Origin of the sequence: Curtobacterium sp. JUb34 (assembly GCF_003755065.1) — a bacterium.
Taxonomy (GTDB): Bacteria; Actinomycetota; Actinomycetes; order Actinomycetales; family Microbacteriaceae; genus Curtobacterium.
In genome coordinates this window covers 296,886-322,609 of record NZ_RJVH01000001.1, presented here as the reverse complement: position 1 = coordinate 322,609, position 25,724 = coordinate 296,886, and the positions used below count along the sequence as shown (strand labels likewise).

22 protein-coding genes and 1 pseudogene are annotated in these 25,724 nt (G+C 71.8%); 14 read left to right on the top strand and 9 right to left on the bottom strand.

What is annotated here, in order from left to right; genetic code table 11:
* Nucleotides 1–9: 9 nt before the first annotated feature.
* Both EDF63_RS01460 and idi read right to left on the bottom strand, forming a co-directional pair.
* Nucleotides 10–1,074 (bottom strand): magnesium and cobalt transport protein CorA, encoded by a 1,065-nt coding sequence (locus tag EDF63_RS01460; protein ID WP_123310569.1) that lies wholly within the window; start codon nucleotides 1,072–1,074, stop codon nucleotides 10–12.
* A gap of 271 nt (nucleotides 1,075–1,345) precedes the next feature.
* Nucleotides 1,346–1,888: an isopentenyl-diphosphate Delta-isomerase gene (idi, locus tag EDF63_RS01455; protein ID WP_111085474.1), complete on the bottom strand. Its 543-nt coding sequence runs from the start codon at nucleotides 1,886–1,888 to the stop codon at nucleotides 1,346–1,348.
* A 21-nt stretch (nucleotides 1,889–1,909) separates the two neighbouring features.
* On the opposite strand from idi, the gene EDF63_RS01450 reads away from it, so the two are divergent.
* The 10 genes from EDF63_RS01450 (at nucleotide 1,910) to EDF63_RS01400 (ending at nucleotide 11,538) form a co-directional block, all read left to right on the top strand.
* Nucleotides 1,910–2,968, top strand: coding sequence for a polyprenyl synthetase family protein (locus EDF63_RS01450; protein WP_123310567.1), 1,059 nt, complete (start codon nucleotides 1,910–1,912; stop codon nucleotides 2,966–2,968).
* Entirely contained in the window at nucleotides 2,965–3,903 is a 939-nt protein-coding gene (locus EDF63_RS18545; RefSeq protein ID WP_260232926.1) for a phytoene/squalene synthase family protein, read from the top strand. Before EDF63_RS01450 ends, EDF63_RS18545 begins: the two co-directional genes overlap by 4 nt.
* A complete protein-coding gene (crtI, locus tag EDF63_RS18540; protein WP_260232925.1) occupies nucleotides 3,900–5,540 on the top strand; it encodes a phytoene desaturase family protein in 1,641 nt (546 codons plus the stop codon). Before EDF63_RS18545 ends, crtI begins: the two co-directional genes overlap by 4 nt.
* The gene (locus tag EDF63_RS01440; RefSeq protein WP_123310565.1) at nucleotides 5,540–5,872 is read left to right on the top strand and encodes a lycopene cyclase domain-containing protein; all 333 of its coding nucleotides are present in this window, start codon (nucleotides 5,540–5,542) and stop codon (nucleotides 5,870–5,872) included. The genes crtI and EDF63_RS01440 overlap by 1 nt, the downstream gene beginning before the upstream one ends.
* On the top strand, nucleotides 5,869–6,267 hold the full coding sequence (locus EDF63_RS01435) for a lycopene cyclase domain-containing protein (protein WP_185021237.1): 399 nt from the start codon (nucleotides 5,869–5,871) through the stop codon (nucleotides 6,265–6,267). Before EDF63_RS01440 ends, EDF63_RS01435 begins: the two co-directional genes overlap by 4 nt.
* Entirely contained in the window at nucleotides 6,264–7,190 is a 927-nt protein-coding gene (locus tag EDF63_RS01430; RefSeq protein ID WP_123310561.1) for a prenyltransferase, read from the top strand. The genes EDF63_RS01435 and EDF63_RS01430 overlap by 4 nt, the downstream gene beginning before the upstream one ends.
* Before the next feature lie 311 nt (nucleotides 7,191–7,501).
* Nucleotides 7,502–8,545 carry a Gfo/Idh/MocA family protein gene (locus tag EDF63_RS01420; protein ID WP_123310559.1) on the top strand — a complete coding sequence of 348 codons (1,044 nt, stop codon included), beginning with the start codon at nucleotides 7,502–7,504 and terminating at the stop codon, nucleotides 8,543–8,545.
* Nucleotides 8,546–8,745: 200 nt separating this feature from the next.
* Nucleotides 8,746–9,261, top strand: a complete 516-nt coding sequence (locus tag EDF63_RS01415; RefSeq protein ID WP_123310557.1) for a hypothetical protein — start codon at nucleotides 8,746–8,748, stop codon at nucleotides 9,259–9,261.
* A gap of 4 nt (nucleotides 9,262–9,265) precedes the next feature.
* Nucleotides 9,266–10,297, top strand: a complete 1,032-nt coding sequence (locus EDF63_RS01410; protein ID WP_123310554.1) for a YihY/virulence factor BrkB family protein — start codon at nucleotides 9,266–9,268, stop codon at nucleotides 10,295–10,297.
* 536 nt (nucleotides 10,298–10,833) lie between these two features.
* A complete protein-coding gene (locus EDF63_RS01400; protein WP_395871496.1) occupies nucleotides 10,834–11,538 on the top strand; it encodes an SDR family oxidoreductase in 705 nt (234 codons plus the stop codon).
* 7 nt (nucleotides 11,539–11,545) lie between these two features.
* Here EDF63_RS01400 and EDF63_RS01395 read toward each other — a convergent pair whose 3' ends face one another.
* On the bottom strand, nucleotides 11,546–13,117 hold the full coding sequence (locus EDF63_RS01395) for an ABC-F family ATP-binding cassette domain-containing protein (RefSeq protein ID WP_123310552.1): 1,572 nt from the start codon (nucleotides 13,115–13,117) through the stop codon (nucleotides 11,546–11,548).
* Between the two features lie 274 nt (nucleotides 13,118–13,391).
* Between EDF63_RS01395 and EDF63_RS01390 the strand changes: the two genes are divergently transcribed.
* Nucleotides 13,392–13,817, top strand: coding sequence for a DUF3151 domain-containing protein (locus tag EDF63_RS01390; RefSeq protein WP_123310550.1), 426 nt, complete (start codon nucleotides 13,392–13,394; stop codon nucleotides 13,815–13,817).
* 121 nt (nucleotides 13,818–13,938) lie between these two features.
* Here the strand turns inward: EDF63_RS01390 and EDF63_RS01385 are convergent, their stop codons facing one another.
* The 4 genes and pseudogenes from EDF63_RS01385 to EDF63_RS01370 all read right to left on the bottom strand — a co-directional run bounded on the left by EDF63_RS01385 (nucleotide 13,939) and on the right by EDF63_RS01370 (nucleotide 20,358).
* Complete coding sequence (locus EDF63_RS01385; protein WP_123312154.1) at nucleotides 13,939–16,977, bottom strand: glycoside hydrolase family 2 TIM barrel-domain containing protein; 3,039 nt, start codon at nucleotides 16,975–16,977, stop codon at nucleotides 13,939–13,941.
* Nucleotides 16,978–16,979: 2 nt separating this feature from the next.
* Complete coding sequence (locus EDF63_RS01380) at nucleotides 16,980–17,915, bottom strand: carbohydrate ABC transporter permease (protein WP_123310548.1); 936 nt, start codon at nucleotides 17,913–17,915, stop codon at nucleotides 16,980–16,982.
* 167 nt (nucleotides 17,916–18,082) lie between these two features.
* A pseudogene (locus EDF63_RS01375) lies at nucleotides 18,083–19,003 on the bottom strand (carbohydrate ABC transporter permease); the annotation flags it as partial.
* A complete protein-coding gene (locus EDF63_RS01370; protein ID WP_123310544.1) occupies nucleotides 19,000–20,358 on the bottom strand; it encodes a sugar ABC transporter substrate-binding protein in 1,359 nt (452 codons plus the stop codon). The gene EDF63_RS01370 and the pseudogene EDF63_RS01375, both read right to left, overlap by 4 nt.
* A gap of 187 nt (nucleotides 20,359–20,545) precedes the next feature.
* Here EDF63_RS01370 and EDF63_RS01365 point away from each other — a divergent pair, with 187 nt between their 5' ends.
* Nucleotides 20,546–21,709 (top strand): hypothetical protein, encoded by a 1,164-nt coding sequence (locus EDF63_RS01365; protein WP_123310542.1) that lies wholly within the window; start codon nucleotides 20,546–20,548, stop codon nucleotides 21,707–21,709.
* 195 nt (nucleotides 21,710–21,904) lie between these two features.
* Here the strand turns inward: EDF63_RS01365 and EDF63_RS01360 are convergent, their stop codons facing one another.
* Nucleotides 21,905–23,122 carry an MFS transporter gene (locus EDF63_RS01360; protein ID WP_123310540.1) on the bottom strand — a complete coding sequence of 406 codons (1,218 nt, stop codon included), beginning with the start codon at nucleotides 23,120–23,122 and terminating at the stop codon, nucleotides 21,905–21,907.
* 86 nt (nucleotides 23,123–23,208) lie between these two features.
* On the opposite strand from EDF63_RS01360, the gene EDF63_RS01355 reads away from it, so the two are divergent.
* Nucleotides 23,209–23,910, top strand: coding sequence for a GntR family transcriptional regulator (locus tag EDF63_RS01355; RefSeq protein WP_260232923.1), 702 nt, complete (start codon nucleotides 23,209–23,211; stop codon nucleotides 23,908–23,910).
* 121 nt (nucleotides 23,911–24,031) lie between these two features.
* Here the strand turns inward: EDF63_RS01355 and EDF63_RS18535 are convergent, their stop codons facing one another.
* Nucleotides 24,032–24,187: a hypothetical protein gene (locus tag EDF63_RS18535; protein ID WP_185021236.1), complete on the bottom strand. Its 156-nt coding sequence runs from the start codon at nucleotides 24,185–24,187 to the stop codon at nucleotides 24,032–24,034.
* Nucleotides 24,188–24,454: 267 nt separating this feature from the next.
* On the opposite strand from EDF63_RS18535, the gene EDF63_RS01350 reads away from it, so the two are divergent.
* Nucleotides 24,455–25,516 carry a LacI family DNA-binding transcriptional regulator gene (locus tag EDF63_RS01350; protein WP_260232922.1) on the top strand — a complete coding sequence of 354 codons (1,062 nt, stop codon included), beginning with the start codon at nucleotides 24,455–24,457 and terminating at the stop codon, nucleotides 25,514–25,516.
* Nucleotides 25,517–25,724: the final 208 nt, after the last annotated feature.

Sequence of the window (25,724 nt, the reverse complement as noted above, 5' to 3'; positions counted from 1 at the left end):
TCCGGATCGTCAGAGCCAGTTGCGCTTGCGGAAGATCGCCCAGAGCACGCCCATCAGCGCGAGCATGCCGAGGATCGCGACCGGGTAGCCGTACCGCCAGTGCAGCTCCGGCATGTGGTCGAAGTTCATCCCGTAGACGCCGGCGATCAACCCGGGCGCGAACAGGATCGCCGCCCACGAGGAGATCTTCTTGACCTCCTCGCCCTGCCGGTGTGCCGCGCGGGCGAGCTGCCGGCTCTCCTCGCCCTGGGCCAGGCTGGCGCTGGTCATCCGGCGCATGGCCTCGTTCTGCTCCTGCGACACCAGGGTCGCGTGCAGCGTCAGGGCGTTCTCGAGCAAGGACCGGAACGAGTCGACCCGCTCGGTCACGCGCAGGGCGTGGTCCAGCACGTTCCGCAGGCGGTGCTGCACCTCGTCGTCGACGCCGTACTTGTCGGCCCCGCGCAGCAGGCCCTTCACCATCGCCGGCACCGGCTTCGTGGCGCGCTGGAACGAGAGCACCTCGCTGAGCAGCTGGTAGATCCGCTTCGAGACACCCGGGTCCACCTGTCCGGCGAAGAGCTGGTCCTCGATGGCGTCGATCCCGTCCTGCAGGACCTCGACGACCGGCGCGTAGCCGTCCACGACCTCGTCGAGCACCGCGGCGGTCACGGCCTCCGACCCCAGCGCCAGGAACTCGGGGTCGGCCTCGACCTGCGCGCGGAGCGCCGCGAGGTCGGGGCGCTCGGCGTGCCGGACGCTCACCACGAACCGGTCGCCGACGAACAGGTGCACCTCGCCGAACTCGACGGTGCCCTCGGACTGGTCGAACCAGGCCGGCCGGAGCACCAGGAACAGGGTGTCGCCGTAGCGCTCGAGCTTCGCGCGCTGGTGTCCCTTGCGGGCGTCCTCGACGGCGTTCTCGTGCAGGTCGAACTCGGTCGCGACGGCGTCGAGTTCCTTCGGGTCGGGGCGGAGCAGCCCGATCCACGCCAGGTCGCAGCGGGGGACCTGGTGGCGGGCGCCGAGCGCCAGGGTCGACGGCGACTGGACGCGACGTCCTTCGACGTAGATCGCGTTGTCGATCATTGCCATGCGCGTGCTCCTCGTGGTCGGGGAGCAGGCAGACGCGATACCGCGGCGGACCGCGGCGGGCGGAGGAGATCTAGGACACGGGCGCGGCGGCGAGGGGGAGGGGCTGCCGGCCCGCGCGAGGATGGTCACCCGACATCGCGCCTCACCTGCCCTTCTCGTCTGCGTCGTTCGTTGGTCCTGCGGCGGCGCGCAGGGCGCTGCCGACGGTCGAGCGTACGCCCGCCGGCGCGCCCCGACAACCCGACGGTCGACGGGTGCGCGTGCGCCCGGGTCAGCGAGTGATGTGCAGACCCGCGGCTTCGAGTTCGGTCAGCTGCCAGCCCAGCCACGGGCTCCAGCCGAACGGTGCACCGGCGACGGCGGCCCGCAGGGAGTCCTCGGAAACCCACGCGTACTCGGCGACCTCGTCGTCCGCGGGGGCGGGCAGGTCGTCGGTGACGGCGCGGAACACCGGGCAGACCTCGTTCTCGACGATGCCCGAGGCGTCGACGGCGCGGTACCGGAAGTCGGGCAGCACGAGTTCGACGTCGCGCACGGTAATGCCGAGTTCGCGCGAGGCACGGCGGGCGATGGCGTCCTCGAAGGACTCGTCGGGGCCGGGGTGCCCGCAGAACGTGTTCGTCCAGACACCGGGCCACGTCTTCTTCGACAGGGCGCGACGGGTCACCAGCACGTCCCCGTCGGTGTTCCGGACGTGGCACGAGAAGGCCAGGTGGAGGGGCGTGTGGTCTGTGTGCACCGTGAACTTGTCCGCTGTGCCGATCGGGGTACGGTCGTCGGCCAGCAGGACCACGGTTTCCGGGAAAGCGCTCATCTGCACCGATAGGTTAGGCCAATGAGCGAGGAAGCGGCCACCGTGGCGCACATCGACCTCGCGCTCGTCGACGACTGTCTCGAGCGCTTCTTCGTCGTGTCCTCGGCTCGTGCCGCGCGCTACGGCCGTCCGTCCGAGGAACTCTGGCGGGTGCTCCGCAAGGCGAGCATGGGCGGCAAGCGCTTCCGGCCCCGCATGGTCCTGACCGCGTACCTCGGCCTCGGCGGGGACGACGTGCACGCCGCTGCACACGTCGCCGCCGCCTACGAGCTCCTGCACACCGCGCTCGTGGTGCACGACGACGTCATCGACCGTGACTGGGCCCGCCGCGGCCAGCCGAACGTCGCCGGGTCCTACCGCGACGCCGGCACGACCGGCGGTCTGCCGCTCCCCACCGCCGAGCACCGGGGCATGAGCGCCGCCGTGATCGCGGGTGACCTCGCGCTCTCCGGCGCACCGCGGTTCATCGAGTCCGCGGGGGTGACGGGGGAGCGCCGTGGTCGCCTGCTGGAGCTGCTGGACGAAGCCGTGTTCGCCAGTGCCGCCGGCGAGATGACCGACGTCGACCTGGCCCTCGGCGTGATGCCGACGGTGGACGAGGTCCTGGCGATGGAGCGTGCGAAGACCAGCGTGTACTCGTTCGAGGCGCCGCTGCAGTCCGGGGCCGTGCTCGCCGGCGCGCCCGAGACCGTCGTCACCGCGCTCGGCGCCTTCGGCCGCGAGATCGGCATCGCCTACCAGATCGTCGACGACCTGCTCGGGGTGTTCGGCGACGAGACCACCACCGGCAAGAGCGTGCTGGGGGACCTGCGCGAGGGCAAGCGGACCATGCTCATCGCGTACGCGGCGACGACGGACTGCTGGCCGGACATCGCTCCCTACCTGGGCGACCCGGACCTGACCGAGGAGCGCGCTGCCGAACTCCGTGCAACCCTGGTCACCTGCGGCGCCCGTGCCGCAGCCGAGTCCCGGATCGCCGACCACGTCGCACTCGCCCGTGCCGAGCTCTCCGGACTGCCGTACGACCTCGCCGACCGCCTGGAGGGCCTCGTGACCGAACTCGTGGAGCGCGCCCGGTGACGACCGAGACCACCCGGACCGGCAGCGCGCCGTCCGGTCGGCTGCCCCTGTACGACGCCACGGCCGAGGCTGCGTCGAGCGTCGTCATCGACCGCTACTCGACGTCGTTCGGTCTGGCGAGCCGGTTGCTCGCCAAGGACGCCCGCGAGCACATCCGGAACGTCTACGCGCTGGTGCGGGTCGCCGATGAGGTCGTCGACGGTCCCGCGACCGAGGCGGGTCTCGACCCCGACCTGGCTCGGACGGTCCTCGACGAGCTCGAGGCCGACACCGAGCGAGCGATCGCCCTCGGCTTCTCGGTGAACCCCGTCGTGCACGCGTTCGCCCGGACCGCGCGGGTCACGGGCTTCGGCGCGGAGCTCACGAAGCCGTTCTTCGCGTCGATGCGGATGGACCTGGAGCGCACCGAGCACGACGACGCCTCGTTCGACGCCTACGTGTACGGCTCGGCCGAGGTCGTGGGGCTGATGTGCCTGCGGGCCTTCGTCCACCGCGCCGGCCGACCGACCTTCGACCAGGCAGAACTGGTCGCGGGGGCCCGTGCGCTCGGCGCCGCGTTCCAGAAGGTGAACTTCCTGCGGGACCTGCACGCCGACTTCGAGGTGCTCGGTCGCTCCTACTTCCCGGGGGTCGACATCCGTTCGTTCGACGAGGCCACGAAGGACCGGCTGGTCGCCGACGTGCAGGCCGACCTCGACCACGCGGCCCGGACGATCCGCCTGCTGCCGTCCGACGCGCGCAATGCCGTCGGGCTCGCGCACGCCCTGTTCCAGGAACTCAACGACCGCATCGCGCGCACGCCGGCGACGCGTCTGGTGACGACGCGCGTGCGCGTCCCGAACCCGGTCAAGGCCCGCCTGGCCGCACAGGTGCTCGCCGGACGCGCCCCCGTGCGGTCGAAGGCGGCCACCCGTCAGCCAGGAGGCTCGTCATGACCCCGCCCCGCGCCTCCCGTCCGGAGGCCGCCGCCTCCACCACCCGGCGCAAGGTGCCGGCGCGGCGCGCCGTCGTCATCGGCGGCGGCATCAGCGGACTGGCGTCCGCCGCGCTGCTCGCGCGGGACGGCTTCGCCGTGACCGTGCTCGAGCAGCGCTCGCAGCTCGGCGGCCGTGCCGGTTCGTGGGAGCGTGACGGCTTCCGGTTCGACACCGGGCCGTCGTGGTACCTCATGCCCGAGGTGTTCGACCACTTCTTCCAGCTGCTCGGCACCTCGGCCGACGCCGAACTCGACCTGGTGAAGCTCGACCCCGGGTACCGCGTGTACAGCGAGGGCAACGACGAGCCGATCGACCTGCGGGCCGACGCCGAGGCGAACATCGCGCTGTTCGAGTCCGTCGAGCCCGGAGCCGGCAAGCGCATCCGGAAGTACCTCGCCTCGGCCGAGGACACCTACGCGATGGCGATCCGGCGGTTCCTGTACACGACGTTCCAGGACCTCACGAAGCTCGCCGCGCCCGACGTGCTCCGTCGTCTGCCGAAGCTCGCGCGACTCCTGCTGCAGCCGCTGTCGTCCCGTGCCGCCTCGGCGGTCAAGGACCGGCGACTCTGGCAGATCCTCGGCTACCCGGCGGTGTTCCTGGGCACGAGCCCGTACGCCGCTCCGAGCATGTACCACCTGATGAGCCACCTCGACCTCGCCGACGGGGTGCTCTACCCGAAGGGCGGCATCACCGAGGTGATCGCGGCGGTCGAACGGGTGGCCCGCGCCGAGGGCGCGAAGATCATCGCCGGTGCGAAGGTCGAGCGGATCGTCGTCGAGGACGGCGTCGCCACCGGCGTCGTCCACCGCGACCGCGACGGCGTGCAGCACACCGCCCCGGCCGACCTGGTCGTGAGCGCCGCCGACCTGCAGCACACCGAGATGCAGCTGCTCGACCGCGAGCACCGCACCCACGGCGCCGAGCACTGGAAGACCCGCGACCCCGGGCCGAGCGCCGTGCTCGTCTACCTCGGCATCGACGGACCGACGCCCGGCCTGCTGCACCACACGCTCGTCTTCACCGAGGACTGGAAGGCGAACTTCGGCGCGATCTTCGGCAAGGACCGGCACGTGCCGGACCCCGCGTCGATCTACGTCTGCGCGCCCTCGGAGACCGACCCGTCCGTCGCGCCCCGCGGCTCGAGCAACCTGTTCATCCTGGTGCCGCTGCCCGCCGACCTGTCCATCGGCAAGGGCGGGATCGACGGCGCCGGCGACTTCGAGGTCGAGCAGATCGCCGACCGCGCCATCGACGTCGTCGCCGAGCGTTCGGGCGTCCCCGACCTGCGGGACCGCATCCGGGTCCGTCGGACGATCGGTCCGCGCGACTTCGCCGACGACCTCAACGCGTGGAACGGGTCGATGCTCGGCCCCGCGCACACGCTCAAGCAGAGCGCGTTCTTCCGTGAGAAGAACGCGTCCGCCAAGGTCGAGGGGCTGTACTACGCCGGGGCGTCCACGATCCCGGGCATCGGCTTGCCGATGTGCCTGATCAGCGCCGAGGTCCTGCTCAAGCGCATCCACGGGGACACGAGCACCGAACCGCTGCCCACCCCGCTCGGCACCCCGCGGAACCGGGCCGGCACCGTCTGATGCCCGGGCTGTACCTCGCCGGCCTGGTCGTCTCGCTGGTCGGGATGACCGTGCTCGACGCCCGCTTCCGGCTGTTCTTCTGGCGGGCACCGTGGCGTGCTGCGGCCGTGATGGTCGTCGGCGTCGCCTTCTTCATGGTGTGGGACGTCGCCGGTGTCGCGTTCGGCATCTTCTTCATCGGCCCGCAGAACCTGCTGACCGGGGTGCTCCTGGCGCCCGAGGTGCCACTCGAGGAACTCTTCTTCCTGCTGCTGCTCTGCTACTCGACGATGGACCTGGTCGGGTTCGTCCGGCCCGTCGTACAGCGCGCGACCGATCGGCGGCGCGCGTGAACGGCACCGGGGCGTACGCGCTCCTCGCCCTGCCGTTCTTCGGCGTCACGGCCGTCGTGGCCGTGCTCGCCGGAGTAGTCGCCGCTCGCCGGGCCCGAGCGGCGGGCCGGCGGCCTGCGGTCGGGCGCCGGGTCGCGGTGCTCACGTCGGTGATCGCGGGCATCGCCCTGCTCGTGATGACGATCGTGTTCGACAACGTCATCGTGACCCTGCGCATCGTCGCCTACGACCCCTCGCTCATCAGCGGGGCGAAGATCGGCGCGATCCCGGTCGAGGACCTCGCCTACGCGATGGCGGCGATCGTGCTGCTGCCCAGCCTGTGGGTCCTGTTCGACCGGACCGGCGCGCGCCCCGCGCCCGACCCGACCACCGCACCACCGGAGGACACGAAGTGAACGCCAGCACCGCCTCCAGGCCGTCGACCCTGCGCGCCCTGTTCGTGTCGTCCCGACCGATCAGCTGGGTGAACACCGCCTACCCGTTCGGTGCCGCCTACCTGCTCGGCAGTGGGGTCGGGGTCGAGGGCGGCGGCGGGTTCTCGCTCGTCGCGTTCCTGGTCGGCGTCGTGTACTTCCTGGTGCCCTACAACCTGGCGATGTACGGCATCAACGACGTCTTCGACTACGAGTCCGACCTGCGCAACCCGCGCAAGGGCGGCGTCGAGGGTGCCCTGCTCGACAAGAGCGTCCACCGCACCACCCTCTGGGCCGTCGTCGTCACGAACGTGCCGTTCCTGGTCGCGCTGGTCGTGCTCGGCGCGGTGAGCGGGAACGGGCCGTGGTCGTGGCTCGTCCTGGCGATCAGCGTGTTCGCGGTCATCGCGTACTCGGCGCCGGGGCTGCGGTTCAAGGAGAAGCCGTTCCTCGACTCCCTCACGTCGTCGACGCACTTCGTCTCGCCCGCGATCTACGGCCTCGCGCTCGCCGGCCCGCACTGGACCGGTGAGCTCGTCGCCGTGTGCATCGCGTTCTTCCTGTGGGGTGTGGCCTCGCACGCGTTCGGCGCCGTGCAGGACGTCCTCGCCGACCGGGCCGGCGGCATCGGCTCCGTCGCGACCGTCATCGGTGCGCGGGCGACCGTGCGCCTCGCGTTCGTCGCGTACCTGGTCGCCGGCGTCGCGCTGCTGTTCTCGGCGTTCCCCGGGCCGATCGCCGCCGTCGTCGTGATCCCGTACGCGCTCAACGTGCTGCCGTGGTGGAACATCACGGACCAGGGGGCCGAGGCCGCGAACGCCGGGTGGAAGCGGTTCCTCTGGATCAACTACCTGGCGGGGTTCATCGTGACGATGGCCCTCATCGCCTACGCCTTCACGCACTGAGCGCTCCCGCCCGCCCGCCGCGCCCGCCCGCCGCGCCCGCCCGCCCCGCCCGCCCCGCCCGCCCCGCCCGCTCCGCTCCGGGTTCCGAAATCTCGGCATCTCGGCGCCGCGGAACGCGTTCCGTGGAACCTCGGCGCCACGCGCACGGCGAGTCGTGGAACCTCGGCGCGGCACGCACCTCGGTGCCGCACGCACCTCGGCGCCACGCGCACGGCGAGCCGTGCAACCTCGCCGCCGCCGCACGCAGCCCTGACAGACTGGACGGACGCGCCACGGGAGTCGTGACGCGGCAGCCACGAAGGAGTGCACGCATGACGGTCCGGATCATCCACGTCGGTCTCGGAGGGTGGGGCGGCAACTGGGCCCGCACCGCCATCCCAGAGGTAGCCGAAGTAGAGGTGGTCGGGCTCGTCGACCCGGTGCCGGCGACGCTGACCGCCGTGCAGCAGGACCTCGGGCTGCCGGAGTCCGCCGCGTTCGCGTCCCTGACCGAGGCGCTCGCCGGGGTCGACGCCGACGCCGTCGTCATCACCGCGCCCGCCGTCACGCACGTGCCGCTCGCGCTCGAGGCCCTGGACGCCGGCAAGCACGTCCTGGTCGAGAAGCCGTTCGCCAACACCACGGACGAGGCCGTCACCGCCGTGCGCCGTGCCGAGGAACTCGGCCTCGTGCTGCAGGTCAGCCAGAACTACCGCTGGTACCCGGCACCGCGCGCCGTCCAGGACCTGCTCGCTGCGGGCACCGTGGGCGAGCTGTCGGCGATCAACATCGACTTCCGGCAGTGGGACAACGACCTGGCGTTCGAGGAGCACCCGCACTACAAGTTCCCCCACGCCATGATCAACGACATGGCCATCCACCACTTCGACCTGCTCCGGATGGTCACCGGGCAGGAGGCCGTCCGGGTCTTCGCCAAGGCGACCTTCCCGTCGTACAGCAAGTACCAGGACGAAGCCATCGCCTCGATGATCATCGAGCTCGACGGCGGCCTGGTGGTCAGCTACCGCGGCAGCTGGCTGAGCCGTGGGCCCCGTACGGCGTGGGCCGGCGAGTGGAGCATCCAGGGCGAGGACGGCGAGCTCTGGTTCACCAGCCGCGACGGCGCGCCGAACGCGATCGACGGCGACGTCGTCACCCTCCGCCGGACCCAGGACGACGAGGCCGAGCCCGTCGAGCTGCCCGTGCTCGAGCACACCGACCGCCAGGGTGGACTGCAGGCCTTCGCACGCTCGGTCGAGGGTGGTCCCGCACCGGCGACGAGCGGCCGCGACAACCTGCGCAGCCTCGCGCTGATGGAGGCCGCCACCCGCTCGGCGGCCAGCGGCCAGCCAGAGGACGTCGTCGTCCCGTCCTGAGCGCACCGGCTGACGGACGGGAGGCGCGTGGCGGCCCCGCACCGGGCCTCCCGTCCGCCGTGGGGTCGCGCCCACTGCCGCGAAAGCGACGGTCTGCTGCGGAACGTTCGCGGCGGACTGTCGCTCTCGCGACACGGCCCGCGTGACCGCGTCGCGGCCATCTGGGCGCGCCCCCGGCGCGGACGTGTAGAAACTGGGGAATGGCCAAGGACAGTCTCCCCGAGCTCGAACTCGCGAACGTCCGCACGCGTGAGCGCATGACCGACACCGTCACCGAACTCAAGCGCCGTGCGAACCTCCCCGCGCGGGCACGTCTCGCCGCTGCGAAGACCCGCCAGCGCTGGCACCGCGACCCGACCCCGCTCGTCGCGATGGGCATCACCGGGCTGACCGGTGTCGCGGCGATCGTCCTCGGCATCGCGCTGCGGAACCGCCCTGCTGGGCACCTGGCCGCGCCGCCGGCGAGTTCGGCCTTCACCGCGCTGCTGCCCTTCGGCGCGCGCGGCGACGCCCCCTCCGCCAAGGAGCAGGCGCAGTCCGGCCGCAAGGGCCGCAAGGCCCGCGCGAAGGCTGCCGAGGAGGCGCTCGAACGCGATCCGGCGCACAAGGCCCGGGTCAAGCAGCAGGTCGGCATCAGCGCGGTGCAGCGACGAGCGAACAAGAACCGCAAGGCAGCGGTGAAGCGGTCGAAGCAGGCCCTGAAGGCGCGGGGGTAGTCCGATGGCACAGGAACAGCAGAAGCCGGACCCGGACGACTCCCGGAAGCCGGACAACCCCACCGACCTCACGAAGCCGACGCTCGTCTACACGCTCAAGAAGACGTTGCGCGAGTTCTCGAGCGACCAGTGCACCGACCTCGCAGCGGGCCTGACGTACTACACGGTCCTCGCGCTGTTCCCCGGACTGCTCGCGATCGTCTCGATCCTCGGTCTCGTGTCGAACCCGTCGGACACCATCACGTCGCTGCTGGACGTCGTCCGCAACGTCGGCGGCGGCCAGGTCGCGGACCTGCTCCAGGACCCGATCGAGGGACTCGTCCGCTCGCCCGCCGCCCCGGTCACGTTCATCGTCGGTCTCGTCGGTGCCCTCTGGTCGGCCTCCGGCTACGTCGGCGCCTTCGGCCGGGCGATGAACCGGATCTACAACGTCCGCGAGGGGCGTCCGATCTGGAAGCTCCGCCCGACGATGCTCGGCGTGACGCTCGCGACCGTCATCCTGCTCGTCCTCGGACTGCTGACGCTCGTCTCCGGTCCGCTCGCCCGCAGCTTCGGTGACGTCATCGGCCTCGGGGACGTCGCTGCGACGGTGCTCCTCATCGTGCAGTGGCCGATCCTGCTGATCATCGCGATCGTCGTGGTCGCGGTGCTCTACTACTGGTCGCCGAACGTCAAGCAGCCGAAGTTCACCTGGGTCAGCGGCGGGTCGATCCTGGCGCTCCTCATCTGGATCATCGCGAGCGTCGGCTTCGGCTTCTACGTCGGGAACTTCTCGAACTACAACGCCACCTACGGCTCCCTCGGTGGGGTCATCGTGTTCCTGCTGTGGATCTGGATCACGAACAACGCGCTGCTCTTCGGCGCCGAGTTCGACGCCGAGATCGAGCGCGGCCGCGAGCTGCAGGCGGGCATCCGGGCAGAGGAGGACATCCAGCTCCCCGAGCGCGACACCCGTCAGATCGAGAAGCAGGACGAGAAGCGCGCGCAGGACGTCCTCGAGGGGATCCGGATCCGGCAGGGCGCCGACGGCGACTGACCCCCGGAGGCGTTCCTCCGGGCGGAGGCGTTACGGTGCGAGGCGTGCCCGACTTCCTCGAGGGACTGCCGTTCCGGTGGCTCGTCCTCGCGCTCTTCGCGATCGTGTTCTGCCGCGCGCAGGCCACGTACTGGGTGGCGCGACTCGCGGTGACGGGGGCGTCCCGCTCCCGTTGGGGCGGCTGGCTGCACTCGCCAGCGGTCCGCCGTGGTTCGACGCTCCTCGAGCGCTGGGGACTGCCCGTGGTGACGGTGAGCTTCGTGGTCGTCGGTCTGCAGACGGTGATGAACGCCGCCGCTGGCCTGGCTCGGGTGGCGTGGTGGCGGTACACGATGGCCATGGTGCCGGGCTGCGTCGCGTGGGCCTTCCTCTACGCGACCGTCGGGCTCGCGGTGTTCTGGGCGGTGGTCGCTGCACTCGCCGGTTCGCCGTGGGGCATCGCGGCGGTGGCCGTCCTGGTGGTCGCGGCGGTCGTCGCGGTGACGGTTCTCCACAGATCGCGGAAGCGGACGGGAGGCCGGCCCGGCTTCCGTAGGCTGGCCTCCGTGACGACTTCCCTGACTGCAGATCGTCCGGTCGCCCTGGTGACCGGTGCCACGCGCGGCATCGGCCGCGCGATCGCCACCGACCTCGGCCGCACCCACCACGTGCTCGTGGGTGGCCGGTCCGCCGACGCGGTGGACGCCCTCGTCGCGGAGCTGCCGAGCGCGGCGCCGTTCGTCGGTGACCTGGGCGCGGGCGAGTTCCCCGCGCTGCCCGAGCGGCTCGACGTGCTCGTGCACTCGGCCGGCGTCGAGCAGGGCACGACCGTCGCCGACACCCCGCGTGCCGTGTGGGAGCAGGTCTTCGCGACGAACGTGTTCGCCGTCGCCGAGCTCACCCGGCTGGCGCTGCCCGCACTCCGGACGGCGCGGGGCATCGTCGTGCCGATCAACAGCGGTTCCGGGTTCCACTCCGGCCCCGGTGGTGGCGTGTACGCGGCGTCGAAGTTCGCACTGCGGGCCTTCGCCGATGCCCTGCGCGAAGAGGAGCGGGCGAACGGCGTGCGGGTGTCGAGCGTCCACCCCGGACGGACCGACTCGGACATGCAGCGGCAGCTCGTGGCGAAGCTCGGGGAGTCCTACGACACCGACTACTACCTGGCTCCCGAGGACGTGGCCGCCGCGGTCCGCGCCGTCGTCGACCTGCCCGAGCGCGGTACCGTCGAGTCGCTCGCGATCCGACCGACCCGACGGCGCTGACCGCGGGCTACGACAGCTCGATGCGCGCGTCGAGCTCCAGGCGCTCCAGGAACGTCTCGTCGTGGCTGACCACGACGAGCGCCCCGCGGTAGGCCCGCAACGCGTCGACGAGCTGGTCGACGCTGCTCAGGTCGAGGTCGTTCGTCGGTTCGTCGAGCACCAGCAGCTGCGGCGGCGGGTCAGCGAGCACCAGGGCCGCGAGCGCCACTCGGAACCGTTCCCCGCCGGACAGCGCCCCGGCCGGCCGGTCGACGGTGTCGCCGCGGACCAGGAACTTCGCGAGCCGGTTCCGCACCTCGGCGACGGCGACGTGCGGGGCGTCCCGGCGCACGTTCTCGAGCACCGTCGCGGTGTCGTCGAGGGTGTCCTTCCGCTGCGGCAGGTAGGCGATCCGCTCGACGTGGGCGACGGCACCGGTGCCGGGCAGCGGGTGCTCCCGGGCCTCCGGCGCTCCGACGAGCTGTTCGAGCAGGGTGGACTTCCCGACGCCGTTGTCCCCGGTGACCGCGATCCGCTCCGGTCCCTGCACGATCACGTCCCGCCCGCGCACCGTGACGGTTGCGATCTGCCGAGACGCGGGAACGTGCGGGTCGGGCAGCGTCACGTGGATGGACTCGTCGTCACGGAGCCGGAGCTGTGCCTCCCGCTTCGCCTCGAGGGCAGCGGCCTCGTCGTCGGCGTACCCGACGCGGAGCCGGCCGGCGGTCTGCTCTCCCTTCTTCCGCATCTCGTTCGCGTAGCCCTTCGGCATGTTCTCGACCGCTTTCACCCCGGCGCGAGCCCGGCGCGCGATCTTCGTCTCGGCCTCGATGCGCTGCCGCTTCTCGGTGCGGTGCCGCTGCTCGGCGACGCGGACCTCGCGCTCGACGGCCGCCTGCTGCACGGCCAGGTGCTCCTCGAACGCGCTGAACGTCCCACCGAACACGGTCATCGACCCGGACCGCAGCTCCACCGTCTCGTCGACGTGTTCGAGGAGCTTCCGGTCGTGGCTGACCACCACGAGGGTCCCGCGCCAGTCGTCGACCAGGTCGAGCAGGAGCCCGCGTGCCCGCCGGTCGAGGTTGTTCGTCGGCTCGTCCAGGAACGCGATCGGCCGGCCGCGCAACCGCACCCCGGCGACGGCGACGAGCACGGACTGCCCGCCCGACAGCGTCGACACCGGGCGTTCCAGATCGGCGCCGTCGAGCCCGACGCTCGCGATCGCTGCGGCAGCCCGCTCCTCGAGGTCCCAGTCGTCGCCGACCGCCTCGAAGTGCTCGGGCGACGCGTCACCGGACAGCACGGCCCGGAGCGCGGTGAGTGTCGACCGGATGCCGAGCAGGTCGGCGACGGCGTCGTCCCTCCCGGTCGCGATGCGTTGCGGCAGGTGGTCGACGGGACCCGACGTCGAGATGGTGCCCGACGTGGGGTGGAGCCGGCCGGTGGCGAGCCGGACCAGCGTGGACTTGCCGGCCCCGTTCCTCCCGACCAGGCCGGTCCGGCCCCGCCCGAAGGCGGCGGTGAGGTGGTCGAGCGCGACGGTGCCGTCGGGCCAGGCGAACGTGACGTCGTGCAGGACGACGGATGGACTGCTGGGCATGGGGATGCCTCCCGGTGTCGATGCTGGGCGCACGACACCGAACCCACCGCTCCAGCGGTGGAGCGCCCGACGGAGGGCGCGCGATCACGGTGTCAGCGCGTGGGCTGAGCAGAACCGGTGATCGACAGCAATCCGTCTTCTTCCGTCGGGGACCCCCGTGACCGCCATCCGCGCCGCCGGTCGGTCTCCCGCCCCGGGGCCTCGCGATGACGACGAGGTGCCACCCACGGTAATCCCGGCCACGGGGACGCGCAAGGGATGACAGGCTGGGGGCATGCCGGAGAACCTGTTGCCGAACCCCTCGACGAACCCCGAGACCCTGCTGCCCGCTGAACCCGAGGTGACCGCGGCGCTCGCCGCCGACGCTCCCGTCGCCAGCGTGGTGGTGTCGCACCCCTCGTCGAGCCTGGCGTGGGCTCTGCTCGCCGACGAGGCGTGGGCGCGCGGCGCGACCCTGGAGTCCTACGCCTACGCCCGTGTCGGGTACCACCGTGGGCTCGACGCCCTGCGCAAGGCCGGGTGGCGCGGTGTCGGTCCGGTGCCGTGGTCGCACGAACCGAACCGTGGCGTCCTGCGGGCGCTGTTCGCCCTGCGCCGTGCGGCCGAGGCGATCGAGGAGCCCGGCGAGGCCGAGCGCCTGACCGACTTCCTCGACGCGAGCGACCCCGAGGCCCTGCGCGCCCTGTCCGCCGGCGCGTAGCGCGGTCGCGGCGCACGGTGCGGCCGACGATTCGCGCCCCGTGGCGGTCGTCGCGCCCCGAAGAGTCGGGGCGCGACGACGGCAACGGGGCGCGGACGAGTCGGACGCAGCCCGCCCCGCCCTACGCCAGCAGCACGCTCCAACTGAACGCCTGCGGCCAGAGCTGGTGCTCCGGCAGCACGTCGAGGCCGCACGCCCGGCTGCCGAGCCCGTGCTGGGCCGCGTCGAGGTACAGGTACAGGTGGTCCGACGTCGGCAGCTCGTACGGGTGCTCGGCGCGGTCGATCTGCTGCGCGGTCCACGGCGTCAGGGTGAACCCCGCACGGTGCGACCCCACGGTGGACACCGTGAACGGGCCGACCGACAGCGACCGCAGCGACGGCCGGTGCCCGGTCTCCTGCGGCCTGGAGTACTCCACCCCGAGCGACCGCACCGGCGCGGTGAACCGGCCGACCCGGGCAGCGTGCGACGAGTCGGCGTACGACTCCAGCGGTCCGGTCCCGAACCACGTCGCGTCCTCGTCCGCGAGCGAGGCGGGCAGGTCGAACCGCACGCCGATCCGCGGCCAGGTGACGTCCCACGCGCCGAACGGCACCGCGTCGGTCTGCAGCACCAGCCCCTCGGCGGTCAGGGTCCAGCGGTGCGTGACGTCGAGGCCCCAGCCGCTGTTCGCCGCCGCCACGCGGACCCGCTGTTCCAGGCCGGAGTCGGTCCGTGACACGGATACCAGCCGGTGCGTCAGCCGGTCCAGCCCTCGCTCCCGCCAGCGCGTGGCCGACGGGGGAGCGTCCGGGTCGCCGACGCCGTGCGTCAGTACCGGGTCCGCCGTCTCGTAGCCGCCCTGCGAGGCCAGTCGGTCGTTGTCGGTCGGGGCGCGCCAGAGTTCCAGGCGAGGGCCCGCGACCTCGTGTCCCTTCCAGGACACCAGGGCGCCGCGGTCCGAGAACGTCCCGTCGCCGAGACGGTCGCCGTCCCACCCCTGCCGGGAGGCCCGTGGTGCGTCCGCGACGCGGCTCGCGACGAGCCGCTGGGTGCGTGCGACCACGTGGCCGGTGTCGGCCCATGCAGTCGGGCCCGCCAGTTCGGCGGTCAGGTCGAGCCAGAGCTCGTCGCCGGGGGCGAGTTCGGCCGTGGCCGCGTCGAGCACTTCGGTCGGCACCGGGACGGTCGCCGACTCGCGGGCCGCCACCACGCCGGCGGCGAACCGACCGGACGCCTCGACGACGCCGTTGCGCGACAGGGTCCAGCAGAACCGCAACCCGGCGGTCGATGCCGAGTGGTACCGGTTCTCGACCAGGATCGTGGTGTCCGAGACCGCCAGGCGGACCGGGGCGACGACGGCCGCGAACTCGGCGAGCCCTGGTGTCGGGCTGTTGTCGGGCAGCACCAGGCCGTCCATCACGAAGTTGCCGTCGTGCACGACCTCGCCGAAGTCGCCGCCGTAGGCGTAGTAGTCCTCGCCGGTGGGAGTCGTCGCGAGCAGACCGTGGTCCCGCCACTCCCACACGAACCCGCCGTGCAGGCGCGGGTACCGGTCGACCAGGGCCTCGTACTCGGCGATCTGCCCGGGGCCGTTGCCCATGGCGTGCACGTACTCGCAGTGGATGAACGGCTTCGAGCGCTGCCGTGCCGCCTCGGCCGGGCCGCAGCCGAGCAGGGGCGTCGGGGTGCCGCCGCCGATGGACTCGGTCTCCTGCAGCGTCGGGTACATCCGCGAGTACACGTCGGTGTACTCGCCCGTGTAGTCGCCCTCGTAGTGCACGGGGCGCTCGGCGTCGCGGTCGTGCACCCACTGCGACATCGCGGCGAGGTTCCGGCCGGTGCCGGACTCGTTGCCGAGCGACCACATCACGATGGACGGGTGGTTCTTGTCCCGCTCGACGGTGCGTGCGACGCGGTCGAGGTAGGCCTCGGCCCAGTCCGGGTCGTCGGAGGGGTTGCCGACCCAGCCGGTGAAGATGAACCCGTGGGTCTCGAGGTCGGTCTCGAGGAGCACCCAGAAGCCGAGCTCGTCGGCCAGGTCGAGCACGCGGGGGTGCGGCGGGTAGTGCGAGGTCCGGATCGCGTTGACGTTGTTGCGCTTCATGAGCGCCATGTCCGCGCGGGCGTGCTCCTCGTCGAAGACGCGGCCGCGCACGGGGTGGGTCTCGTGCCGGTTCACGCCGTGGAACACCACGCGCTCGCCGTTGACCAGGAACCGGTCGCCCTCGATCGACACGGTGCGGAAGCCGAGCCGCAACGAGACGGTCTCGCCGCCGGCGGTACCGCCGGCGTCGGTGCCGGTCGACACCGTCGCGTCGTAGAGCTTCGGCAGTTCCGCGCTCCACGGCTCGACGCCCTCGACCGCGATCGGGGTGACGTCGTCCGCCGTCGCCCAGGTCACGTCGACACCCAGGTCGGGCACCGCGAACCGCACCGGGAACACGGCGTCGAGCGTCGGGAACGTGATCGTCCCGCTGCCGGTCGCCGGCCGACCGGACGCCGCGGTCCCGGCCGTCGCGGCGCTCCCGAGGGTCGGGATCCACCCGGCGCGGACGAACACGTCGTCGATCGGTGCCGTGGGACGGGCGAGCAGCGTGACGTCGCGGAAGATGCCCGGCAGCCACCACTGGTCCTGGTCCTCGAGGTACGAGGCCGCCGACCACTGGTGCACCCGGACGGCCAGGTCGTTCGACCCCGGTCGCAGCAGCTCGGTGACGTCGAACTCGGTCGCCAGGCGGGACCCGGTCGACCAGCCCACGAGCGTGCCGTTCAGCCAGACCCGGAAGTGCGACTCGACCCCGTCGAAGCGCAGCAGCACACGGCCGGCCGCCGCGAACGACGCCGGCAGCTCGAACGAGCGGCGGTGGTCACCGGTGGGGTTCTCGTCCGGCGGGTGCGGCGGGTCGATCGGGAACGGGTACTGCAGGTTCGTGTAGCTCGGCGACCCGTGGCCGTGCAGCACCCAGTGCGACGGCACCGGCAGCTCGCCCCAGGCGGGGTCGTCGTCCACGACGTCGTCGGTGGCGAACGCGTCCGACACCGACGCGACCGGCGACCACCGGAAGCGCCAGTCGCCGTTCAGCGACAGCGAGGGTGCGTCGGTGTGGAGCGCGGCCCGTGGCGGGAGCCGTGACGCCGAACCCGGCGAGGTCGAGTGGAGGTCGTCGAGTGCGGAGATGGTCAACCCTTGACCGATCCTTCCGTGAGGCCCCCGCGCCAGAAGCGCTGCAGGACGATGATGGCGATGACGAGCGGGATGACCGAGACGAGCACCCCGCCGGTGGTGAGCTGGTAGAACTCCGGCAGGCGGTCGACCTGCGAGCGCCAGTTGTTCAACCCCAGTGTGATCGGGTACAGCTTCTGGTCTGCCAGCATGATGAGCGGCAGGAAGAAGTTGTTCCAGATGCCGACGACCTGGAACAGGAACACGGTCACCAGGGCCGGGGTCATCTGGCGGAGCACCACGGTGTGGAAGATCCGGAGCTCGCTCGCACCGTCGATGCGTGCCTGCTCGAGGAGCGTGGTGTCCACCGACGCGGCGGCGTACACCCGGCACAGGAACAGCCCGAACGGGGAGACGAGGCTCGGGATGAGCACGCTCCAGTAGGTGTCGGTCAGGCCCAGCGTCGAGAACAGCAGGAACAGCGGCAGCGCCGTCGCGGTCCCCGGCACGAGCACGCCGCCGAGGATCGTGCCGAACACGAACTGCCGGCCCTTGAAGTCGTACTTCGCCAGGGCGTACCCGCCGGCCGCGGCGAAGTAGGTCGCCAGGACCGCACCGACGCCGGAGTACAGGATGCTGTTCGCGATCCAGCGGACGAAGATGCCGCCGTCGTACGTGAACACCTGCTGCAGGTTGCTCCACAGGGCGAACTCGCCGCCGAACCAGAACCCGTTCGTCGAGAACAGTGCCCCGGTGGTCTTCGTCGCGGCGATGACGACCCAGTACAGCGGGACGAGGAAGTACAGCGCGACGATGACGAGGATGCCCGTCACCACGATCTGCGAGCGCGGGGACCGGTCGAGCTTGCGGCGCTGGTGCGCCGAGATCGACGTGGTGTCGACCGGTACGGCCGTCTTGGCGGTCGCCGGCGCTTTGATGGCTTCGCTGGTCATGCGTCCGCCCCCTTCGTTCCGTTCTGCAGACCGGACCTTGCCTGGAGGCCCGGTGCGGCTTGGGAAGTACCCGTGCTGCCCGCCGCAGCGCGCGTCTGGAGCGCGGTGCGGGCCTCCAGGCCGTCACGCTTGGCACGCTTGCGCCGGTCGCGTTCGTCCTTCGGCGCGCGGTTCGTCAACGCGAGGAACGCGAACGACAGGATGAACGCGGCCAGCGCGATGATGACCGCCTGCGCACTCGCGACGCCGTACTCGTTGAACGCGAACGCGTTCGTGTAGGCGGCGTAGTTCGGCGTGTACTCGGTGTCGATCGCCGGGGCGACCGTGGACAGGATCTGCGGCTCCGCGAAGAGCTGCAGCGTCCCGATGATCGAGAAGACCGTGGTGAGCACCAGGGCCGGCGCGATGAGCGGGATCTGGATCCGCCACGCGACCTGGAACGGGCCGGCGCCGTCCATCTTCGCGGCCTCGTAGACCTCGCCGGGGATCGACTTCAGCTGGGCCACGATGATGAGCATGTTGTAGCCGGTGTAGGTCCACGTGACGATGTTCGCGATCGACCACAGCACGCTGTTCGCGCCGAGGAAGTCCGGCTGCAGCCCCATCGACTGCAGCAGCGACACGATCGGCGACAGACCGGGCACGTACAGGAACGACCACAGGATCGTCGCGATGACGCCGGGGACGCCGTACGGCATGAAGTAGATCGCCCGGAAGAACCCCGGCCAGCGGGCGCTCGCCGACTCGAGCAGCAGCGCGAGGATCGTGCAGGCGATGATCATCACCGGGACCTGCACGATGCCGAAGAGCAGCATGCGGCCGATCGAGGCGACGAAGCCGGAGTCCTGCAGCGCGATCGCGTAGTTGTCGAAGCCGGCGAAGCGTCCGACGACGCCGTCCTCGCCGAACAGCCCCTCGCGGTCGACGGTCGTGAACGACTGGAACAGGGCGCTGATGATCGGGATGATGAACGTCAGCAGGAACAGGGCCAGGAACGGCGCGAGCAGGATCCACGGCGCACGCTTCTGCGCACTCGTGGCCTTCGTGCTCGTCCGGAAGGCGGGTCGCGTGCTGGTCTGCTGGCTCATCGTGCCGTCCTGACGCTGAGGCCCTTGTCCTTGAAGGACTGGACGATCTCCCGCTGTGCGAGTTCCACCGCGTCGGAGAGCTTGAGGCCGGAGGTGAGCTTCCGGCGGAACTGGTTCTGCAGGCTCGTGAAGGCCGACTGGGTCACGGGGGACCACGACCAGTCGATGTTCTGCTCCTTCGACGCCGGCACGAAGACGTCCTCGTTGTAGTTCTGGCCGGAGAACCACTTGCTCGGCTTCTCGCGCTGCGCACCGATGTAGTCGACCGCGGGCGACCACCCGATGCCGCAGTACTTGATCATCGCGTCGATGCCCTCCTTCGAGGTCGTCATCCACGTGATGAACTCGAGCGCCTCCTTCGGGTGCTTCGCGTTCGCCAGGACCGCCGCCGTCGAGCCGCCGATCGCGCTCGACCCGAAGCCGTCGGAGCCCCACTTCTGCATCGGGGCGACCTTCCACTTGCCCTCGCCGCCCTGCACCGACTCGATCAGGGCGTCACCCCAGCTCGCGCTCGTGACGGCGGCGATCTTGCCGCTGGCGGCCGAGGCGTACCAGCCGGGGGAATACGCGCCGGCAGAGGTGTCGACGAGCTTGTCGTCGATGACCCCGTCGAAGAAGTCCGCGACCATCAGGGTCTTGTCGTCGGTCATGTCGACGACCCACTCGTCACCGTCGACCTTGAACCAGCGGGCACCGGCCTGCTGCGCGTACGCGGCGAACGGCGACGCGTCGGACACCGGGAACACCTCGAGGTAGTTCTGCTTGCCGGTCCCCCGGACCTTCTCGGCCAGGTCGCGCCACTCGTCCCACGTCGTCGGGGGTTCGCCGCCGGCCTGCTCGAGGATCGCCGTCTGGTAGTAGAACCCCATCGGCCCGGTGTCCTGCGGGATGCCGTAGATGCCGTCCACGAACGACACCTGCGCCCACGCGGCCTCGTCGTACTTCGACTCGAAGTCCTTCGCGCCGTACCGGGCGAGGTCGACGAGGCCGTTGGCGAGCATGAACTCGGGGATCTGCCGGAGCTCGACCTGGCCGATGTCCGGGCCGCCGCCGGCCGCGAGCGCGGAGTACATCTTCTGGTACCCGCCGCTGTTGCCGCCGGGGATCCAGTTCGCCGACACCTGGATGTTCGGGTGCGTCTTGTTCCAGACGTCGCAGACCTTCTGCAGGTCCTTCAACCAGGCCCAGTAGGTGAGCTGGACGGTCTCGCCCGACGCGGCGGCCGGCACGAGGGCGGCCTTGTTCACGTTGGTGGAACCGGGGACCGCGCAGCCGGCGAGCAGCCCTGCCGCCGCCGTGCCGATGCCGAAGCCCAGGAGTTGTCGTCGGGAGATGGGTCGTGGTCGTGGCGTCATTGCCGTACTCCGGTTCGTCGTCGATTCGGGGTCGTGATCAGGAAACCACAAAACCGAGCGTCGTTGCAGTTTCGCGCCTGGGTGTTCGCTCCCGACTGTGGACGCCCGCCGGCGGCGAGGTGGAGTGTGGTCGCACGTGAGAGCGCCGGAGCTCATCGGCTCCGGCAACCGTCCGAGAGGAGCTGCCATGACGTCGACCAACGCGACGAGCGAACTGCACCGGATCCTGGGAGAGCGACTGGAGGGCGGCGGCACCTGGGCCTGGGCCTACGCCGACGTCTCCGGCAACGTCGAGGATCCCCGACGGCAGGCGGCGCTCAAGCTCCGCGGCGTCGAGGAAGGACTCCGCGCGCAGGGTGCATCCGACGAGGTCGTCGACGCCGTCGCCGGTGAGTTCGAGCAGGAGCCCGGCGTCCCCTCGCCCGTGAACCGCTACGTGCTCGTGCACGACGGCGAGGTCGTGCTGAGCGAGGTCCTACCCGGGCAGCTGCACGGACCGGAGTCCGTCGGCGTCGGAGCCGTGCCGGACCTCGTGCCGCTCGTCGCCCACCGCCCCGTCGACCTGCCCTTCCTCGTGGTGCACGCCGGCAAGGAGGGTGGGGCGTTCCGCGCCTACCGCCTCGGACACGCCCCGGTCGCCGGGGCCGCGGCCGAACAGCAGGTCGAGGGCCGGAACGACACCCTGCACTACGCCAAGGCAGGCACCGGGTGGAAGCAGCCGCATTGGCAGCAGCACACCGAGGAGATCTGGAAGCAGAACTCGTCGGAGACCGCGGCCGCCGTCGACGAGACCGTGCGGACGATCCGCCCCGGGCTCGTCGTCGTCGCCGGTGACGTCACCGCCCGCGAGCTGCTGGTGAAGGCGTTCTCGGCGGAGACCCGTGCGCTCGTGTCGGTGTTCCCGGGCGACCCGCGCGCCGACGCCGGCTCGAAGCAGGCGTTCGTCGAGCACGTCGAGACCGCACTCGCCCGTGTCGTCGCCACCCGCCGCCACGACCTGGAGGACTCGCTCCGCACCCACGTCGGCCGCGGCGACAACCAGGTCGTCACCGGCCTCGGGCCCGTCGTCGAGGCGCTCCAGCAGGCGCAGGGTGCGACGGTCGCGCTCGACGCCGTGGCCATCGGCGACCGGACGCTGCTCGCGCTCGCCGGGGCACCGTGGGTCGCCACCGCACCGGAGCAGGCCGCCGGGACGCCGGTCATCGGAGCGGTACCGGCGGTGTGCGCGCTGGTGCGGGCCGCGGTGCTGACCGACGCCGGGCTCGTGCTCGTCAACGCCGCGTCGCTGCCCGGGGGAGCCCCGGCCGCCGCACTGCTGCGCTGGCCCGTCGGCCCGGTCGTCCCGGCCTAGTTCGCGGAGCCGTGCGCGCCCCGAGGTTCCGAAATCTCGGCATCTCGGGGCTCGCACCGCGGGTCGTCGGAACCTCGGCGAACCGCATGCGGCGAGTCGTGGAACCTCGGCGCCCCGACCCCGCGCAAGTCGTGGAACCTCGGCGCCCCGACCCCGCGCGGGTCGTGGGACCTCGGCGGCCCGACGCCGCGCGGTTCAGTCGTGCGACCGGTCCGCGCGCGGGACCAGCGGGAGCGCCAGCAGGGGCAGCACGGCGACGATGCCGAACGACGCCGCGAACCCGAGTGCCGTGACCAGCGCGCCGATGCCCGGGCCGACGGCGCTCGCCGCGATGAACTGCCCGGTGTTCTGCGTGCCGAGTGCCCGGCCGGACCAGAAGGGCCCGGCGGCCTCGGCGACCGAGGTGTAGGCGAGGCCGTTGTCCGCCACCGTGACGCTCGTCGCGATGACCAGGAACACGGCCCCGGCCGCCAGGTGGGTGACGTCGACCAGGGCGAGCAGGCCCATCACGGCGGCGGCGCTCACCACGACGATCCGCAGCGGTCCGACCCGCGAGCCAGCGTGGTCGCTCCACACCCCGACGAGGATCCGCCCGATCGCCCCGACGAACTGCGACGCGCCGACGAGCAGCCCGGCCGCGGGGGTCGACCAGCCCAGGCCGACGAGCCACACCAGCCCGTAGGTCGACAGCGTGAACTGCGGCACGACGAGCAGGATCGACACCGCGTGGATCCGCCACAGGAAGCCGCTCGACCGGTAGGGGTTCGCCGTCGTCTCGGCCGGGGCCGTGTGCCGGGCCGGCCGTGGCGGGTTCTGGATGCCGACGGCGCAGAGCACCGCGAGCACGACGCACAGGACGATCGGCAGGACGAGGGCCGCGCGGATCCCCGACCCCTCGGCGAGCTGCGGGACCGTGACGGCCGCGAGCGTGACCCCGAGCGGCTGCGACATCTGCCGGATCCCCATGGCCAGCCCGCGCCGCTCCTTCGGGAACCACCCGACGACGACCCGGCCGCTCGCCGCGTTCGTCGAGGCGCTCGTCATGCCGGCCGCCAGGAACGCCAGCCCGAGCAGGACCGGGTCACCCGCGGCGAGCCAGGCGCCGACCACCGCGAGGGTCGTCAGGACCAGCCCGCCGGCGATCACGATCCGTTCCCCGAACCGGTCGGTGATCGCGCCCCAGGCGATGAGCGTCAGGACCATGCCGAACGTCGGTGCGGCGGCGAGGACCCCCGCCACGGTGAGGGACGTGCCGTTCGCGTGCAGGTACGGGATGAGCAGTGCCGGAGCCGTCACCACGAGCGTGCCGGCGGCCTGCGCGGCGACCCCGAGCGCGAGCATCGTCCACGCTCGGGGGCCGATCGTGCCGGAGGTCCGGGGCGCGGCGGTCGCGGTCGGGGTGGGAGTTCGCATGCGTGTCGCATCGTTTCGCGTCGAAAGCAATTGGTATACCACAACGGTATACCATTCCCACGGTGTCCCCGCTAGAGTTGGTGGCCGTGACCGAGACGACCGATGCAACCCCGGTGTCGCAGACGGCCCAGCTCTACGACAACCTCCGCGCGGCGATCCTGACGCTCGACATCGCGCCGGGGGAGCGCATCTCGGAGCGCGGTCTCGAAGCACGGTTCCACGCCTCGCGGACCCCCGTCCGTGCCGCGCTGTCGCGGCTCGAGCGCGAGGGACTCATCCTGCACGAGGGGCGCTCGTGGACGGTCACCCCGATCGACCTCGACGAGATCGCCTCGCTCGCCGAACTCCGCGGCGTGCTCGAACCCGCCGCCGCCCGACTCGCGGTCGAGCGGGCGAGTGCCGAACAGCTCGCCGAGGTCCGCGGGCACCTCGACACCCTGCGTCCGACGCCCGACCAGCAGGCCGGCATCCGGATGGGATCGACGTTCCACCTCGACCTGGCCGCGCTCGGCGGCAACCGGTTCATCACCGACGCGATCGCCGACGCCCTGACCCGTCTCGAGCGCACCCGGTGGATCGAGGTGCGCACGCCCGAGGCCCGCGATGCCGCGTGGGACGAGCACAGCGCGATCATCGACGCCGTGCGTGACGGTGACGCCGACCGCGCAGCCGACCTCGTCGCCGCGCACGTCGCCGGCACGAACGACCGGTTGCTCGGCTGGATCGCGCAGGAACGCCGCCGCCTGCGCGGTGCTGGCATGACGATCGTCGGCGCGACCGAGCGCTGACGGCACGCACGTGTCGTGACGCGGTCCGTGCCGTGGACGCGGGCGTCTCGAGACGCGGCCCGACAGGAGCTGCCGAGCCGCGCCTCCTGGCCGTGGCCTGGTCGACGCCGGACGCGACCCGTTACGGGCGGTCCGGGCGTTCCTCTGCCGCGTCGAGCTGGTCGAACGTCGAGCCGCCGCTGCCGTCGGTGCGGTCGAGCAGCGCGTCGCGCACCTCGGCCTCGTCGTGGCTCGCGCGGTTGGCCAACTTGCTTCCGGATCGTGTCGCCTGTGACATGTCGGTGTCCTTCCCCTGTGTGTGGGCATCGTGGTGAGCGCGGGCATCCTGCCCGCCGGTGCGCTTCCTCACGGGACGTACTGAGGTCGCAACAGTGTGACGCGCTCGCTTCCGTCGCCGCAAGGCCCCTACGTCACATGTGGAAAAGTGCCGGGGAGGAGCATGCCTAGGATGGTGCGGCCGCGCCGCAACGGTGCGACCCAGCGGACGTCGGACGGGAGGCACGGCTTGGCTGCACCGCGCACCGCACCTCCCACGGTCTACGACGTGGCCAGTGCCGCGAACGTCTCGATCGCGACCGTCTCGCGCGTGCTCCGCACGCCGGACGCCGTCCGCGAGGGCACCCGGGACCGCGTCCAGGCGGCGATCCGCAGCCTCGGCTACGTCCCCTCCGGCAACGCCCGCGCCCTCGCCGGCAAGCGCACCGGCGTCGTCGGACTGCTGCTGCCCGGGTTCGACGTGGTGCCCGACGAGCGGCCGGACCTCGTCACCGACGGCGGCGTCCGCGTGGTCGACGACCGGCGGCACGTGACGCAGCCGTTCTCGTCCAACCTGTACTTCGACGAGGTCCTGCGCGGCGCCGAGACCGAGGCCTGGCAGCGCGGCCTCGCGCTCATGGTCGCCGCCGGTCGGGGGTCGTCGCGCGACGTGATCGTCAACGACGTCGCCGGCCGGGTGGACGGCCTCGCGGTGCTCGCACAGACCGTCCCGGACGACCTGCTCGAGCACGTCGCCCGTCGGATCCCGGTCGTGGTGCTCGCCGACGACCGGCGGTCGCACGGCTTCGACTCGGTCAGCGTCGACAACACGGCCGGCATGCGCACGCTCGCGTCGCACGTGATCGGGCGGCTCGGCATCCGGTCGCTCGCGTACGTCGCGGGTCCGATCGACTCACCGGACGACATGGAGCGCTCGACGGGCTTCCGGTCGGCGTTGGCGGACCACGGGGTGCCGGCGTCGTCGGTCCGGGTGGTGCACGGCGACTTCGGCCGGGCGCGGGCGCGGGAACTGGCGGAGACGTTGCTGGCCGCCGACGTACCCCGGGCCGTCGTCTGCTCGAACGACCAGTCGGCGCTCGGGGTGCTCGACGCCGCCGCCGCACGGGGTCTCCGCGTTCCCGAGGACGTCGTCGTCACCGGGTTCGACGGCATCGACGCCGGGCGGTTCTCGTCACCGCGGCTCACGACGGTGCACCAGCCGATGGGTGAGCTCGGGCGTGCAGCGGTGCGGGCGATCGTCGACCGGCTGGACCGCCGCGAGGGGCCGCCGCGTGCCGTCCGGCTGCCGGTCGAGGTGCTGCTGCGCGAGAGCTGCCCGCCGGCGCTGTAGGGCGCGCTGGGTCCGCACCGTGCCGCCTTGCTCATCCCGTGCGACGTTGCTTGCCTGGTGCCAGCCTGCAGCGGCGCACGGAGCGGGCAACCTCGCACCGGTTGGGGGAACGGGCACCGTGCGGCGCCCGCAACCTCGCACCCGCCGACCGAGCGCGCACCGTGCCGCCCCGGCACGGAACCCCGGTGTTGCGCTGCGCGATGTAAGC

Coding starts and splice junctions, on each gene's coding strand:
- EDF63_RS01410 (WP_123310554.1), top strand. CDS start 9,266: ATGGCACAGGAACAGCAGAAGCCGGACCCGGACGACTCCCGGAAGCCG.
- crtI (WP_260232925.1), top strand. CDS start 3,900: ATGACCCCGCCCCGCGCCTCCCGTCCGGAGGCCGCCGCCTCCACCACC.
- EDF63_RS01415 (WP_123310557.1), top strand. CDS start 8,746: ATGGCCAAGGACAGTCTCCCCGAGCTCGAACTCGCGAACGTCCGCACG.
- idi (WP_111085474.1), bottom strand. CDS start 1,888: ATGAGCGCTTTCCCGGAAACCGTGGTCCTGCTGGCCGACGACCGTACC.
- EDF63_RS01380 (WP_123310548.1), bottom strand. CDS start 17,915: ATGACCAGCGAAGCCATCAAAGCGCCGGCGACCGCCAAGACGGCCGTA.
- EDF63_RS01395 (WP_123310552.1), bottom strand. CDS start 13,117: ATGCCCAGCAGTCCATCCGTCGTCCTGCACGACGTCACGTTCGCCTGG.
- EDF63_RS01420 (WP_123310559.1), top strand. CDS start 7,502: ATGACGGTCCGGATCATCCACGTCGGTCTCGGAGGGTGGGGCGGCAAC.
- EDF63_RS01365 (WP_123310542.1), top strand. CDS start 20,546: ATGACGTCGACCAACGCGACGAGCGAACTGCACCGGATCCTGGGAGAG.
- EDF63_RS01370 (WP_123310544.1), bottom strand. CDS start 20,358: ATGACGCCACGACCACGACCCATCTCCCGACGACAACTCCTGGGCTTC.
- EDF63_RS01460 (WP_123310569.1), bottom strand. CDS start 1,074: ATGGCAATGATCGACAACGCGATCTACGTCGAAGGACGTCGCGTCCAG.
- EDF63_RS01360 (WP_123310540.1), bottom strand. CDS start 23,122: ATGCGAACTCCCACCCCGACCGCGACCGCCGCGCCCCGGACCTCCGGC.
- EDF63_RS01390 (WP_123310550.1), top strand. CDS start 13,392: ATGCCGGAGAACCTGTTGCCGAACCCCTCGACGAACCCCGAGACCCTG.
- EDF63_RS18535 (WP_185021236.1), bottom strand. CDS start 24,187: ATGTCACAGGCGACACGATCCGGAAGCAAGTTGGCCAACCGCGCGAGC.
- EDF63_RS01450 (WP_123310567.1), top strand. CDS start 1,910: ATGAGCGAGGAAGCGGCCACCGTGGCGCACATCGACCTCGCGCTCGTC.
- EDF63_RS01440 (WP_123310565.1), top strand. CDS start 5,540: ATGCCCGGGCTGTACCTCGCCGGCCTGGTCGTCTCGCTGGTCGGGATG.